The 12,872-nt window shown below is 76.0% G+C and carries 12 protein-coding genes; 6 read left to right on the forward strand and 6 right to left on the reverse strand.

Annotated elements, in window-relative coordinates:
* Positions 1-21: 21 nt before the first annotated feature.
* The 3 genes from ABT263_RS16285 to modA all read right to left on the reverse strand — a co-directional run bounded on the left by ABT263_RS16285 (position 22) and on the right by modA (position 2,928).
* Positions 22-1,089 carry an ABC transporter ATP-binding protein gene (locus tag ABT263_RS16285; protein ID WP_352291091.1) on the reverse strand — a complete coding sequence of 356 codons (1,068 nt, stop codon included), beginning with the start codon at positions 1,087-1,089 and terminating at the stop codon, positions 22-24.
* A gap of 118 nt (positions 1,090-1,207) precedes the next feature.
* Positions 1,208-2,077, reverse strand: coding sequence for an ABC transporter permease (locus tag ABT263_RS16290; protein ID WP_352291092.1), 870 nt, complete (start codon positions 2,075-2,077; stop codon positions 1,208-1,210).
* Positions 2,074-2,928 (reverse strand): molybdate ABC transporter substrate-binding protein, encoded by an 855-nt coding sequence (gene modA, locus ABT263_RS16295; RefSeq protein ID WP_352291093.1) that lies wholly within the window; start codon positions 2,926-2,928, stop codon positions 2,074-2,076. The genes ABT263_RS16290 and modA overlap by 4 nt, the downstream gene beginning before the upstream one ends.
* A 434-nt stretch (positions 2,929-3,362) precedes the next feature.
* Here modA and ABT263_RS16300 point away from each other — a divergent pair, with 434 nt between their 5' ends.
* Together ABT263_RS16300 and ABT263_RS16305 are read left to right on the forward strand one after the other, a co-directional pair.
* The gene (locus ABT263_RS16300; protein ID WP_329490510.1) at positions 3,363-4,430 is read left to right on the forward strand and encodes an RNA ligase (ATP); all 1,068 of its coding nucleotides are present in this window, start codon (positions 3,363-3,365) and stop codon (positions 4,428-4,430) included.
* A gap of 288 nt (positions 4,431-4,718) precedes the next feature.
* Positions 4,719-5,522, forward strand: a complete 804-nt coding sequence (locus ABT263_RS16305; protein ID WP_352291094.1) for an MHYT domain-containing protein — start codon at positions 4,719-4,721, stop codon at positions 5,520-5,522.
* Between the two features lie 104 nt (positions 5,523-5,626).
* Here ABT263_RS16305 and ABT263_RS16310 read toward each other — a convergent pair whose 3' ends face one another.
* Complete coding sequence (locus ABT263_RS16310) at positions 5,627-5,998, reverse strand: hypothetical protein (RefSeq protein ID WP_352291095.1); 372 nt, start codon at positions 5,996-5,998, stop codon at positions 5,627-5,629.
* A 203-nt stretch (positions 5,999-6,201) separates the two neighbouring features.
* On the opposite strand from ABT263_RS16310, the gene ABT263_RS16315 reads away from it, so the two are divergent.
* Positions 6,202-6,981, forward strand: coding sequence for an RNA polymerase sigma factor (locus tag ABT263_RS16315; RefSeq protein ID WP_352291096.1), 780 nt, complete (start codon positions 6,202-6,204; stop codon positions 6,979-6,981).
* 45 nt (positions 6,982-7,026) lie between these two features.
* Positions 7,027-7,983: a hypothetical protein gene (locus ABT263_RS16320; protein WP_352291097.1), complete on the forward strand. Its 957-nt coding sequence runs from the start codon at positions 7,027-7,029 to the stop codon at positions 7,981-7,983.
* Between the two features lie 136 nt (positions 7,984-8,119).
* Here the strand turns inward: ABT263_RS16320 and ABT263_RS16325 are convergent, their stop codons facing one another.
* On the reverse strand, positions 8,120-9,517 hold the full coding sequence (locus ABT263_RS16325) for a cation:dicarboxylate symporter family transporter (protein WP_352291098.1): 1,398 nt from the start codon (positions 9,515-9,517) through the stop codon (positions 8,120-8,122).
* Positions 9,518-9,699: 182 nt separating this feature from the next.
* Here ABT263_RS16325 and ABT263_RS16330 point away from each other — a divergent pair, with 182 nt between their 5' ends.
* Together ABT263_RS16330 and ABT263_RS16335 are read left to right on the forward strand one after the other, a co-directional pair.
* Complete coding sequence (locus ABT263_RS16330; RefSeq protein ID WP_352291099.1) at positions 9,700-11,331, forward strand: ATP-binding protein; 1,632 nt, start codon at positions 9,700-9,702, stop codon at positions 11,329-11,331.
* Entirely contained in the window at positions 11,328-12,077 is a 750-nt protein-coding gene (locus ABT263_RS16335) for a response regulator (RefSeq protein WP_352291100.1), read from the forward strand. Before ABT263_RS16330 ends, ABT263_RS16335 begins: the two co-directional genes overlap by 4 nt.
* Positions 12,078-12,125: 48 nt before the next feature.
* On the opposite strand, the gene ABT263_RS16340 is transcribed toward ABT263_RS16335, so the two are convergent.
* On the reverse strand, positions 12,126-12,785 hold the full coding sequence (locus ABT263_RS16340) for a class I SAM-dependent methyltransferase (RefSeq protein ID WP_352291101.1): 660 nt from the start codon (positions 12,783-12,785) through the stop codon (positions 12,126-12,128).
* Positions 12,786-12,872 lie beyond the last annotated feature (87 nt).

Genomic DNA, 12,872 nt, shown 5'->3' on the forward strand with positions numbered 1-12,872 from the left:
CGGCTCCGGGCGGCGGCCCGCTCAGGCCGGGTAGGCGTGGGTCTGGACGGCCTTGACCGAGGCCCAGACGGACGTGCCGGTCGCCAGGTCGAGTTCGGCCGCGGCGGCGGGGGTGAGGTCGGCCGCCATCGGGAGGGCGCCGGCCAGGTCGGCGCGGACCTGGTCGCCGTGCAGGTCCAGCCCCGCGATCTCCAGCTTCCAGACGTTGCGCGCACTGCCGTGCGGCCGCTCCCGGTGCAGCGTCACGGCGGCCGGCGGGAAGGCCACGAAGGCCGGGCCGGTCAGCTCCTCGGAGGTGGCCAGCTCGGTGCCGTCGGCCAGCGTGACCCGGCGGCCGTCCGCGAGGCCCTGGTACAGGTTGAGACCGACCAGGCGGGCGATGTAGTCGGTGCGCGGCCGCCGGGCGATCTCGGCGGGGCTCCCGGACTGCACCTCGTGGCCCTCCTCGATCACCACCAGCCGGTCGGCCAGCACCATGGCGTCCAGCGGATCGTGCGTCACCAGCACCGCCACTGCCTCGAACTCGGCCAGGTGGCGCCGCAGTTGCGAGCGGACGTCGAGCCGGGTGCGGGCGTCCAGGGCGGCCAGCGGCTCGTCGAGCAGCAGCAGCCGGGGCCGGACGGCCAGCGCCCGGGCGAGCGCGACCCGCTGGGCCTGGCCGCCGGAGAGCCGGCCGGGGCGGGTGCCCGCGTGCTCGGCCAGGCCCATCCGCTCCAGCCAGCCGGCCGCCTCGGCCCGGGCCTCGCGCTTGGGCCGGCCCTGGCAGCGCGGGCCGAACGCCACGTTGTCGAGTGCGCTGAGGTGCGGGAAGAGCAGGTAGTCCTGGAACACCACGCCGACCGGCCGTTCCTCGGCGGGGGTGTGCAGCCGCTCGGCCGGGTCCTCCAGCACCCGGCCGTCCAGCCGCAGATGGCCCGCGGTGAGCGGGAGCAGCCCGGCGAGGGCCCGCAGCGCGGTGGACTTGCCGGCGCCGTTCGGCCCGAGCAGGGCGACCACCTCGCCGGGGGCGGCGGTGAGCGCGAGGTCGAGGCTGAAGGCGGCGCGGTCCACCCGCAGCCGGGCGTCGAGGGCGTGCTTCGCGGCGGTCATCGTGGCAGTGTCCCGGGGGAGGTGCGGGGCGGCGGGGCGCCCACGGCGGTGGCGGGCAGGGCGCGGGTGGGCAGGGCGTCGGCGGAGGGCTCGGCGCGGCCGCCGGCCGGGGCGCCGGTCACGGGGTGGACAGCCAGCGGTCGCGCAGGCCCGCCAGGACGGCGATGGAGACCACCAGCAGGACGAGCGAGAGCGCGATCGCCGCCTCCGGATCCGACTCCATGGCCAGGTAGACGGCGAGCGGCATGGTCTGCGTCCGGCCCGGGAAGTTGCCGGCGAAGGTGATCGTCGCGCCGAACTCGCCGAGCGCCCGGGCCCAGGCCAGCACCGCGCCGGCCCCGATGCCGGGGGCGATCAGCGGCAGGGTGACCCGGCGGAAGGCGGTCAGCCGGGAGGCGCCCAGGGTGGCGGCCGCCTCCTCGTAGCGTGGGTCGGCGGCCCGCAGCGCGCCCTCGACGCTGATCACCAGGAAGGGCATCGCGACGAACGCCTCGGCGATCACCACACCGGTGGTGGTGAACGGCAGGGTGATCCCGAAGGCGGAGTCCAGCCAGGAGCCGACGATGCCGCGCCGCCCGAGCACCAGCAGCAGCGCCACCCCGCCGACCACCGGCGGCAGCACCAGCGGCAGCGTGACCAGCGCCCGGACCAGCCGGCGGCCGGGCAGTTCGGTCCGCGCCAGCACCCAGGCCAGCGGCACCCCGAGGACCAGCGACACCCCGGTGGCCGCCGTCGCGCAGAACAGCGAGAGCCGCAGCGCGTCCCACACCTCGGTACTGGTGAGCTGTTCCGGCAGCGTGCTCCAGGGGGCCCGGACCAGCAGGCCGACCAGCGGCAGGGTCAGGAACGCCAGCCCGAGCAGGGCCGGGAGCAGCAGCGCGACCGGGACGCGCCGCCCGCGCCGCCGCCGGTGCGCCGTGCCCGCTCGCGGGGGCTCGGCGCCGGAGGCGGCGCGGACGCCGGAGCCGGCGGTGGTGCGGCGGCTCATGGTGCCTGGAAGCCCGCCGCGGTGAGCACCTGCTGGGCCTCGGGCGACTGGACGTAGGCGACGAAGGCGGCGGCGCCGTCCTTGTTCGGCGCCTTGGCGAGGGCGGCGATCGGGTAGTCGTTCACGGCCTTGGCGGCCTGGGGGAAGTCCACGCCGTCGATCTTCGCAGCATCGGCCTTCACATCGGTCCGGTAGACCAGCGAGGCGTCGACCTCGCCCAGCTCGACCTTGGTGAGCGCGCCCTTGACGTCCTGCTCCAGGGTGACCGGGGTCAGGTTGACGTCGGCGGCCTTGAGCGCGGTCAGGGCGGCGGCGCCGCAGGGCACCTCCTTCGCGCAGAGGGCGACCTTGACCCCGGGGGCGGTGAGGTCGTTCAACCCGGCGACGTGCTTGGGGTTGCCCTTCGGCACGGCGATGGTGAGCGTGTTCCTGACGAAGGTCCTCGGCTCACCGGTGGCGCCGCCCGCGTCGGTGACCGTCTTCATGGTCGCGGGGCTGGCGGCGGCGAACACGTCCGCCGGGGCACCGGAGTTGATGCTGGTGGCGAGGCTGGAGCTGCCGCCGAAGTTGAAGGTGACCTTGGCGCCCGGGTTGGCCGCCTCGAACGTCCTGCCGAGGTCGGTGAAGGTCTCCTTCAGTGAGGCCGCGGCGAAGACGGTGATCGGGCCGGACACCTTGGCGGCGCCGGTCGACGCCGGGGCGGACGCCCCGGCGGCCGGGGCCGCGGTGGACGAGCCGCCGGAGGCCTTGTCGCCGCCGTCGCTGCCGCAGGCGGTGGCCCCGAGGCTGAGGGCGAGGGCCGCTGCGGCGGCGACGGCGAGTCTGCGGGAGCGCACGACACGGATGCTCATCGGTATTCCCCTCCTGGGCGCGCCGGCAGGGGCGCGGGGATGCTGCCGCAGGTGCGGCCATTACGCCGATCATAGTGCCGCAAATGCGAGCGGAAAGTGCCTGTCTCATTGCACAGGTAGGTGCCGCCGGAATTCGTGCCCCGGCTGTGGGAAGGCTCAAACCGGGCGGTCGGCCGGCCCCTCGGCGCGGGGGCAGACGCCGCTGCGCGCCCCTGCCGAGCCCGCCGTCCGGCCCCCTGCGGCGGGCGGGCGTCGAGCGGGGGATCCCCGCGCCGGCCGGGAAAACCCGTCGCGCGCGAGCAGCGTGAGGAGCGAGAGTGCTCACCGGGCGTGAGCGCGCCCGGCCAACCCGGCCGGGCAGCGGTCCGCCCGTACGCACCCGCGCCCGCACGGACCACCGGCCGACCGGCCGGGCCAAGGGGAGGAGCCCACCCGTGTCCACACTGCGTGTCACCGCCGAACGGCTGACCGTCCTGGCGCACCCGAACGCCGACGCCCTGGAGCTGGCACAGGTCGGGCTCTACCGGGCGGTGGTGGCCAAGGGCGCGTACCGGACCGGCGACTACGCCGTCTACATCCCCGAGCAGGCCGTGCTGCCCGCGCCGCTGATCGAGGAGCTGGGCCTGACCGGGCGGCTGGCCGGGAGCGGCGCCGACCGGGTGAAGGCCGTCCGGCTGCGCGGCGAACTGTCGCAGGGCATCGTCTGCCGGCCCGGTGCGCTGGCCGGCACCGATCTGGCGGCCGCCGCCGAGCGCGGCGAGGACTTCGCCGAACGGCTGGGCGTGGTGAAGTGGCGGCCGCCGATCCCCACGGCGATGAACGGCGAGGTGGTCCGCGCGCCGGACCTGCTGCCGTGGGTGGACATCGAGAACCTCAAGCGCTTCCCCGGGATCTTCGAGCCCGGCGAGCCGGTCGTGCTGACCGAGAAGCTGCACGGCAGTTGCTGCCTCGTCACCTACCACGCCGCCGGGGGAGAGGTGCAGGTGGCCTCGAAGGGCATCGGCGCCCAGGGGCTGGCGCTGGCCGAGGACGGGCGTAACCTCTACTGGCGGGCCGTCCGGGCGCACGGCATACCGGCGGTGGCCGCCCGGCTGGCGGAGCGGCTCGGCGCCGAGCGGGTGGGCATCTTCGGCGAGGTGTTCGGCGCCGGTGTGCAGGACCTCACGTACGGCGAGTCCGGCCGCACCGAGCTGCCCGGCTACGCGGCGTTCGACGTCTCGGCGGTGGTGGACGGGCAGCTGCGCTGGCTGTCGGCGGCCGAACTGCTCGGCGGTGAGCTGCCGGTGGTGCCCGAGCTGTGGCGCGGCCCGTTCGACCCGGACACCGTGCTGGCGCTGGCCCAGGGGCGCGAGACGGTCTCCGGGCGCGAACTGCACGTGCGCGAGGGCGTGGTGGTCCGTCCGGTGGCCGAGCGGTACAGCCCGGTGGTGGGCGGCCGGGCGATCGCCAAGGTGGTCGGCGACGCCTATCTGACCCGCAAGGGCGGCACCGAGTACGAGTAGGAGGGCTCGTCGGCCGACCGCCGGTCGGGGCGGCACAGGACCGGCTCATTCGAGCACAGCCTCCCCAGGGTGCGGGTAGCTTTCCATATCTTCGGGTGACTTCTTTCGAGGTCCCGATAGCGTCCCACGCACCCCGGACCGGAAGCGCACGTGCGGACGGCATATGACGGGTGATCGGCCCTTCCGGACCGGTCACCCGCCCGCCGGCCGTGCGGAGTCCGCCCGGTCCAGGGAGCCCGGGGCGCGGCGGGGACCGCCCCGGGCCCCGACCGCTCGACCGGAGGTCCCATGGGCACGACGAGCCATCTCGGCTCCGGCTGGGTGACGCCCGCGCTGTCGTGCGTGGTGGCCTGCGCCGTCGCGGCGCTCGGCCTGCGCCGCACCCTGCGCGGCCTCGCGGCGACCGGCGCCGCCCGGCGGAACCGGCTGCTCACCGCGGCGGCGGCGATCGGCTCCGGCATCTGGACGATGGACGTCGTCGCGATGTCCGGCTTCACCCCCGACGGCGCCGAAGCGTGCCACGGCGTTCCGGCGGCGGTGCTCGGCCTGCCGGTGGCCGTCCTGGTCACCGGTCCGGGGGTGTGCGCCGTCGGGTACGGGCGCCGCCGCGGCCCCGCGCTCCTGGCCGGCGGCGTGATCACCGGCCTCGGGATCGCCGCGGTGCACTACCTCGACCTGGCGGCCCTGCGGACCCGCGGCGGCCTGCGCTTCGACCCGGGCACGGTGGCGCTCTCGGTGCTGGTCGCGGTCGGGGCGGCCACCGGCTCGCTCTGGGCTGTCGTCACCCTCCGCAGTGCGGCGGCCGAGACGGCCGCCTCCCTGGTGATGGGGCTCGCCGTCAGCTGTCTGCACTGCGCGCGGACGGCCGCCGTGCCCGCCCGGGCCGGGCTCGACGGGACCGGCCCGATGGAGTTCGTCCTTCCGCTCGCCGTCGGGACCGGGTCCTTCCTCTTCCTCGCCGCCGCCTTCGCCGCGCTCGCGCCACCGGCCCCGGACCGCGCCGTCCACCGGGAGGCGGGTGAGCTGACCATCGAGGAGTTCCCGGCGGCGCCCGCGCGCCCCGGGCCGGGGCGGCACGACCGCGCGGCCTGACGCCGTCCCGGCCGCCGGCCCGCCGGGCGCGACGGGCCGGCCGGAAGGGTTCGGGGGCGCCACCCCCGGACGGGTGGCGCCCCCGCGCCGGTGTGCGGAACGGGTCAGCCGCGGGTCTGGAACACGATCCTGGTCCAGCTGGAGCCCGAGCAGTTGCCCCAGACCGCCCACGGCTGCGTCCGGGCGCCGATCCAGAGCCCGGTGGTGGAAGTGCCGTTGGCGCAGTAGGTGATGGTGCGCAGCTCGCCCGAGTAGACCCGGCAGTTGCCCTCCCAGCGCCAGCCGTAGTCGGCGGTGATGGTGCAGCGGTAGGAGGCGGTGACGGCCTCGGCGGACGCGCCCGGACCGGCGGAGATGGACTGGTCGCCGGCGGCCGGCGCGGCGGTGGTCGGCAGGGTGGTGGCGCCGACCGCGCCGAGGGCGGCCGCGGCCACCATCCCGAACTTGGCGATGTTCCTGGCGATACAACCTGACATGGGTGCTCTCTCCTCGCTCGTGGTGCCTGCCCCGGCCGGGCGTCGGGAGCCGGAAGTCCCCGACTGCGCCCGGACGATGACGCACTGCACACGAATGACTGCGGAGCGTGAGACGACAATCTATGATGTGACCTGTGTCACAGGCTGGTTGTCGGCCGGGCCGTCAACCGTGCCTCCGGGGTGCCGATGTCCGAGGGGGCGGCATGGAGTCCAGTGGTGGGTGCCGGGGCGGGCGGGAGCCGGATCCCGGACCCGCCTCCGACACGGCCGAGTTCAACCGGGTGTTCACGGATCTGCTGCCCCGGCTCCACCGCGCGGCCGTCGGGCTCACCGGCAGCCGGGCCGCCGCCGACGACGTCGTCCACGACGCGTATCTGCGGATCGCCCGCGGCCCCGACCGGTTCCTCGGCCATCCGCAGCCCTACGCCTACGCGTTCACCACGATGGCGAACCTCGTCCGGGACCAGTGGCGGCGCGAACGCCGCCGGGTGCCGCCGCCCGAGTGGGCGGCCGACGAGCGGGCCTGCGCCGATCCGCTCGGCGGCGGGCTGGGGGAGCTGCTGGCGCGCTGGGAGGTGCTCCGGCTGCTGGGCCGGCTGACCGCCAAGCAGGCCCGGGTGGTGCAGCTGGTCGACCTCGACGGGTACAGCGTCGACGAGGCCGCCGCGCTGCTCGGCCTGCACCGCTCCACGCTGGCGGTCACCCGGCGCCGGGCGCTGGCCCGGCTCCGGGCGGTCCTCGAAGGCGAACGCGAGCACGGACGCGGTGGCGAGGGAGGCCGGGGGCGCGAGGGGCAGCGTCCCGGCGGGCTCCCCGGCCGCAACCCGGTCGAACGCCCGGGCGACCGCGACCGCGACCGCGACTGTGACCGTGATCGCGACCGTGCCCGCCGCTGCGACCCGGCCCGGGGCCGCTCCGGCCCCGAGGCGCGGCCGTGCGCCCAGCGGTGGCGGCGGGGAGGGGCCGCCGACGCACCGAACTGACGGCAAGTCAGCTGATGCGGGGCCCCGGCCCGTACGCTGCCCATCGTGATCGCGTACGAGGAACACCGGCTCCGCACCCTGGCCGAGGACGGCCGCTGGTCCGAGCTGCTCGGCCACTACCGGCGCGCCCGGGCCCTCGCGGCGGCGCGCGACGGCGAGCAGCGGGCGGCGGCGGAGACCGCGTCGCTCGGCCACCTGATCGCCTACGCCGCGCCGCCCGAGCTGGCCGTCCGCCTGTTCGACCACGACGGCGGCCCGGGCAGCGCCGCCGGAACGGCGGACCACGACGCCGGCCCGCTCTGGGAGGTGCTGGCGACCCGGCACTCCTGGCTGCGGCTGGCCCCGCTGCTCGGTCCGGCCCCGGTGCGTCGGCTGGTCGCGCACACCCGGGTGCTGATCGGCGAGGACCTCTCGTACGGGGCCGAGCCCGATCCGGAGGGCGTCCCGCTGCAACTGGAGCCCTGGGAGACGGCCGGCTGGGGCGAGGGCGTGCGGGTCCGGGACTACCTGCCGGCCGGCGGTTCGCGCAGCGCCCTGCTGACGCTGCCCGCCACCCGGGAGGGGCTCGGCCCCGTCCTGCTGCCCGAGCCCGGTACCCGGCTGCGCGGGCAGCGGGCCACCCGGGGGCTGGCCGCGCTGGCGGACTGGGTGGAGGTGGTCTGCGCCCGCGGGCCGGCCCCGCAGGCCGCCGCCCTGGTGGCACCGGGGCGGCGGGTCACCGGGGGGTACCTGCCGTTCGCGCTGGCCTACCCGGTGCTGCTGCTGGCCGGTGTGGTGGACCGGGCGCACGGCTCGGCACAGGGCCGGCTGGCGCTGTGGCGGGCGCTCGGCGCGATGGCCGGCGCGGGCGGGCCGAACCGCGCCGAGGTGAACGCCCTGGTGGCCCGGATGCGCTGCTTCACCTGGTGCGAACCGGAGGACGGGCTGCGCCATCTGCACGTCGCGGTGGAGGATCCGGCGAGCGGTCTGAGCTGGGCGGTCAGCGGATCCGACGAGTTCTGACGTCGGCGGACGCGGACGGCGGACGGCGTTCACCCGGTCGCCGGGCGGCGACCGGGTGCGGACGGGCGGATCCCCGGCCCGGCGCCGCTCGGGGGGTTGGGCGGGGCGCCGGGCCGGGGGGCTCGGTGGCGGTTGCTCAGGCCGCCGGGGCGGCGCTCTGCGCGGGGACCGGGTCCGGCCGCACCTCGGGGGTGGCGGGCGCGTCGGGCGCGCCGTGGGTGTCCACCAGCGTCCGCTCGTCGAACGGGATCGCGCCCGCCAGCACCTGCCGGGCCCGCTCGCGGTCGAACTCGCCCGTCCAGTGCCCGATCAGCACGGTGGCCACGGCGTTGCCCGCGAAGTTGGTCAGCGCGCGGGCCTCGGACATGAAGCGGTCGATGCCGACGATCAGACCGACCCCGTCCACCAGCGCCGGCTTGTGCGACTGCAGTCCGCCCGCGAGGGTGGCCAGCCCGGCGCCGGTGACCCCGGCCGCGCCCTTGCTGGCGATCACCATGAAGACCAGCAGCGACAGCTGCTCGCCGATCGACATCGGCTTGTCCATCGCCTCGGAGATGAAGATCGAGGCCATCGTGAGGTAGATCGCGGTGCCGTCCAGGTTGAAGCTGTAGCCGGTCGGCACGGTGATGCCGACGACCGGGCGGCTGACGCCCAGGTGCTCCATCTTGGCGATCAGGCGGGGCAGCGCGCTCTCCGAGGACGAGGTGGAGAGGATCAGCAGGAACTCGCGGCCGAGGTAGCGCAGCAGGGTGAACACGTTCACCCCGGCGACCAGCCGCAGCAGCGTGCCGAGCACCACGACGACGAAGAGCCCGCAGGTGAGGTAGAAGCCGATCATGATCACGGCGAGGCTCTTCAGGGCGGCCGTGCCGGTCGCGCCGACCACCGCCGCCATCGCCCCGAAGGCGCCGACCGGCGCCACCCACATGATCATCGACATGACCCGGAACACCAGCCGCTGCACGTGCTCGATCCCGCGCAGCACCGGCGCGCCGGCGGTGCCCATCGCCTGGAGGGCGAAGCCGGCCAGCAGGGCGACCAGCAGGGTCTGCAGCACCTTGCCCTCGGTGAGGGCCGAGAACACGGTGGTCGGGATCATCCCGAGCAGGAAGTCGGCGGTGGACTGGGCGCCCCCGGCGGCTGCCTGGGCGTGACCGGACTTGGCCAGCGCGGCGGTCAGGTGCAGCCCGCCGCCGGGCTCCAGCAGGTTGCCGACCAGCAGGCCGATGGCCAGGGCCACGGTCGACATGGCGAGGAAGTAGCCGAGGGCCAGTCCGCCGACCTTGCCGACCTTCGCCGCCTTGGTCACCGAGCCGATGCCCAGCACGATGGTGCAGAAGATCACCGGGCTGATCATCATCTTGATCAGATTGACGAAGCCGGTGCCGATCGGCTTCAGCTCCACCGCGAACGACGGTGCGGCCAGGCCGACCACCACGCCCGCGACCACCGCCACGATCACCGCGAGGTAGAGGTAGTGGGTGCGGTCCCGGCGTCTGCCTCCGGCCTGTGGCCCTGCTCCAGTGATCGACATCCGCGGCTCCTTCGCCTGCAGTCCTGGCGGCCCCGGGTGGTGGGCCGCTCCGACTATGGGCCGCGCCGTGACGGAGGTCACGTTTGCGTTCATAGAGTTCACACCCCGCCCGGGCCTGCGGCGGACCGGGCGGGGCCCGCGGGGGCCGGGCCGGGTTCCGGCGGTGGTGCACACTGTCAGGCATGTCCGCGCGCACCCTCCCCTCGCCGCGCCGGCCGGTGCGCAGCCTGGCCGGACAGCTCTTCGTCGTCCAGGTGGTGATCGTCGCCGCCGTGGTGGCCGGTGGCGCCGTGCTGGCCTACCTGTTCACCGCCGACCGCACGGAGGACGCCGCCCGCCGCCAGGTCACCGCCGTCGCCCGCTCGGTGGCCGACGCCCCGTCGGTGCGGGCGGCCGTCGCCGGGCCGGACCCGACCGCAGTCCTGCAGCCCTACGCCGAGCAGGTGCGGGTGGACACCGGGGTCTCCTTCATCACCGTGATGGACACCGCCGGGGTGCGCTGGACGCACCCGCTGCCCGAGCAGATCGGCAAGACCTTCCTCGGGCACATCGACTGGGCCCTCGCCGGGGAGACCCGCAGCGAGACGTACACCGGCACGCTCGGGCCGTCGGTGCGGGTGGTCACCCCGGTCCTGGACGCGGACCACCGGGTGGTCGCGCTGGTCAGCGCCGGCATCACGGTGCAGTCCATCTCCGCGCAGCTGCGCGGGCCGCTGCTCGCGCTGGTCGGCGTCGCGGTGGCCGCGCTCGCCCTCGGCGGGCTCGGCACCTACCTCGCCAACTCCCGGCTGCGGCGGCACACCCACGGCATGGGGCCGGCCGAGCTCAGCCACCTCTACGAGTACCACCAGGCGACCCTGCACTCGGTGCGGGAGGGGCTGGTGCTGCTCGACCGCAAGCACCGGGTGGTGCTCTGCAACGACGCGGCCCGCGAACTCCTGTCGCTGGCGGGGGAGGTGGAGCGGCGGCCGATCGACGGGCTGGGGCTGCCGGCGGCCCTGGTGGCCGCCGTGCTCGGGCAGGAGCCGGTCCGGGACGAGGTCCACCTCACCGCCGAGCGGGTGCTGGTGCTCAACACCTCCACCATCGGCACCGGCCTCGGCCGGGTCGTCACCCTCCGCGACCACACCGAACTGCAGTCGCTCACCGGCGAGCTGGACTCCGTGAAGAGCTTCACCGAGGCGCTGGGCGCACAGGCGCACGAGGCCGCCAACCGGCTGCACGCCGTCGTCTCACTGATCGAACTCGGCCGCCACGAACAGGCGGTGGAGTTCGCCACCGCCGAACTCGAACTCGCCCAGCAGCTCACCGACCGCGTCGTCGCGGCCGTCGGCGAGCCGGTCCTGGCCGCCCTGCTGCTCGGCAAGGCGGCCCAGGCGGCCGAGCGGGGCGTGGAGTTGACGCTCACCGAGGACAGCCGGATCGACGACGGCGTGCTGCCGCCCGGGCTCGCCGCCCGCGACCTGATCACCGTCCTCGGCAACCTGCTCGACAACGCGGTGGACGCCGCGATCGCCGGCGCCGCCGGGCACCCGGACCAGCCCGAGGTCACCGTCACCGCCCGGGTCGACGGCGACCACCTGCTGCTGAGGGTCGCCGACACCGGCGCCGGGATCGACCCGGGCGCGGTGGACGACGTGTTCCGGCGCGGCTGGAGCACCAAGCAGGACGGCCACGGGCACGGCCTCGGGCTCGCCCTGGTCGCCCAGACCGCCCGGCGCAACGGCGGCACGGTCGAGGTCGGCCGCGACCGCGGCGCGGTGCTCACCGTCCGGCTGCCGCTCGCCCGGCAGCCCGAGACGGCGGCGTCGTGAACCGCTCCCCGGACCGGCCCGAGATCTCCGTCCTGGTGGTCGAGGACGACCCCGTGGCCGCCGCCGCCCACACCCTGTACGTCGGGCGCGAGCCCGGCTTCCGCGCCGCCGGGACGGTGCACAGCTGCGCCGACGCGCTGCGCTTCCTGGACCGCGCCCGGGCGGCCGGCCGGCCCGTCGACCTCACCCTGCTCGACCTCTACCTGCCGGACGGCCACGGCCTCCAGCTCTGCGGCACGCTGCGCGCGGCCGGCCACACCACCGACGTCATCGCCGTCACCTCGGCCCGCGACCTCGCGATGGTCCGCCAGGCCGTCTCGGCGGGCGTGGTCCAGTACCTGCTGAAGCCGTTCGGCGCGGCCGCGCTGCACGACCGGCTGGAGCGCTACGCCCGCTACCGCGACACCCTGGGCCGCACCGGCGAGGCCACCGGCCAGGACGAGGTCGACCAGGCGCTCGCCCTGCTGCGCACCCCCGAACGCACCGCCCTGCCCAAGGGGTTGAGCGCCCCCACGCTGGACACCGTCGCCACCGTGCTGCGGGAGGCCCGCACCGGGATCTCCGCGGCGGCCGCCGGAACCGCCGCCGGCGTCTCCCGGATCACCGCCCGCCGCTACCTGGAACACCTCGTCGACACCGGCCTGGCGGCCCGCGAACCGCAGTACGGCAGCGTCGGCCGCCCGGAGCTCTGCTACCGCTGGACGGGCGGCGGCGAGCGGAAGGGCGTCACACCGGGACGAGCATGATCCGCCCGTCGCCCTCGCCCGCCGGCGGCCGGCCCCCGGCGGCGGCACCTAGCCGGCGGTCCTGACCGCTCGGGCGAGGTACTGGTCGTCGGTGTCGGTGTACCTGTCCAGGTGCCAGCCGGTGGTGGTCAGGAGGGGGCGCAGGTTGGGTTCGGCGCGGAGGTCGTCGGGGGTGATCGCGCGGCCGTGGCGGGCGGCCAGGGCGGCCCGGCCGACGGGGTGGAAGAGGGCCAGCACGGCGCCGGGGCGGGTGACGCGGGCGAGTTCGCGCAGGGCGCGGTCCGGATCGTCGAGGTGGGAGATCAGCCCGGCGGCGAAGACGGCGTCGAGGGCGGCGTCCGGGAGCGGGAGGCGGGCGCAGTCGGCGAGCAGCAGGGCCGCGGTGCCGGGGTGGTGGGCGCCGGCCTCGCGCAGCATCTCGGGGGTGACGTCGGCGCCGAGCACCAGGCCGTCGGGGCCGACCGCCGCCCGCAGCAGGGGCAGGGCGCGGCCGGTGCCGCAGCCGGCGTCCAGGACGCGACCGCCCGGACGCAGGCCGAGGGTGGCGACGGCAGCGTCGTACCGCGGGCCGTCGTTGGGGAACTTGGCGTCCCAGCCGGCCGCGCGGGAGGCGAAGAACGCGCGGGTGCGGGCCAGTTCGGCGGAGTGCTCGGCGTCGCGCCCGGCCGGGTCGGGGGCGCCGGGGGCGGGGGAGGGTGAGGGCGGCATGGGGGCGAGAGTAGCGCGCGGGCCGTAACCGGCGGGCGGTTCACTCGTTGGGGAGGCGGGTCCCGCGTCACCCGCTCGGGTGGTTCT

It is taken from the genome of Kitasatospora sp. NPDC001603 (assembly GCF_040298365.1).
Taxonomy (GTDB): Bacteria; Actinomycetota; Actinomycetes; order Streptomycetales; family Streptomycetaceae; genus Kitasatospora.

Bases quoted from the DNA above. Each gene is read 5' to 3' on its own strand.
- ABT263_RS16285 (WP_352291091.1), bottom strand. From the start codon at position 1,089: ATGACCGCCGCGAAGCACGCCCTCGACGCCCGGCTGCGGGTGGACCGC.
- ABT263_RS16290 (WP_352291092.1), bottom strand. From the start codon at position 2,077: ATGAGCCGCCGCACCACCGCCGGCTCCGGCGTCCGCGCCGCCTCCGGC.
- modA (WP_352291093.1), bottom strand. From the start codon at position 2,928: ATGAGCATCCGTGTCGTGCGCTCCCGCAGACTCGCCGTCGCCGCCGCA.
- ABT263_RS16305 (WP_352291094.1), top strand. From the start codon at position 4,719: ATGGGCACGACGAGCCATCTCGGCTCCGGCTGGGTGACGCCCGCGCTG.
- ABT263_RS16310 (WP_352291095.1), bottom strand. From the start codon at position 5,998: ATGTCAGGTTGTATCGCCAGGAACATCGCCAAGTTCGGGATGGTGGCC.
- ABT263_RS16315 (WP_352291096.1), top strand. From the start codon at position 6,202: ATGGAGTCCAGTGGTGGGTGCCGGGGCGGGCGGGAGCCGGATCCCGGA.
- ABT263_RS16325 (WP_352291098.1), bottom strand. From the start codon at position 9,517: ATGTCGATCACTGGAGCAGGGCCACAGGCCGGAGGCAGACGCCGGGAC.
- ABT263_RS16330 (WP_352291099.1), top strand. From the start codon at position 9,700: ATGTCCGCGCGCACCCTCCCCTCGCCGCGCCGGCCGGTGCGCAGCCTG.
- ABT263_RS16340 (WP_352291101.1), bottom strand. From the start codon at position 12,785: ATGCCGCCCTCACCCTCCCCCGCCCCCGGCGCCCCCGACCCGGCCGGG.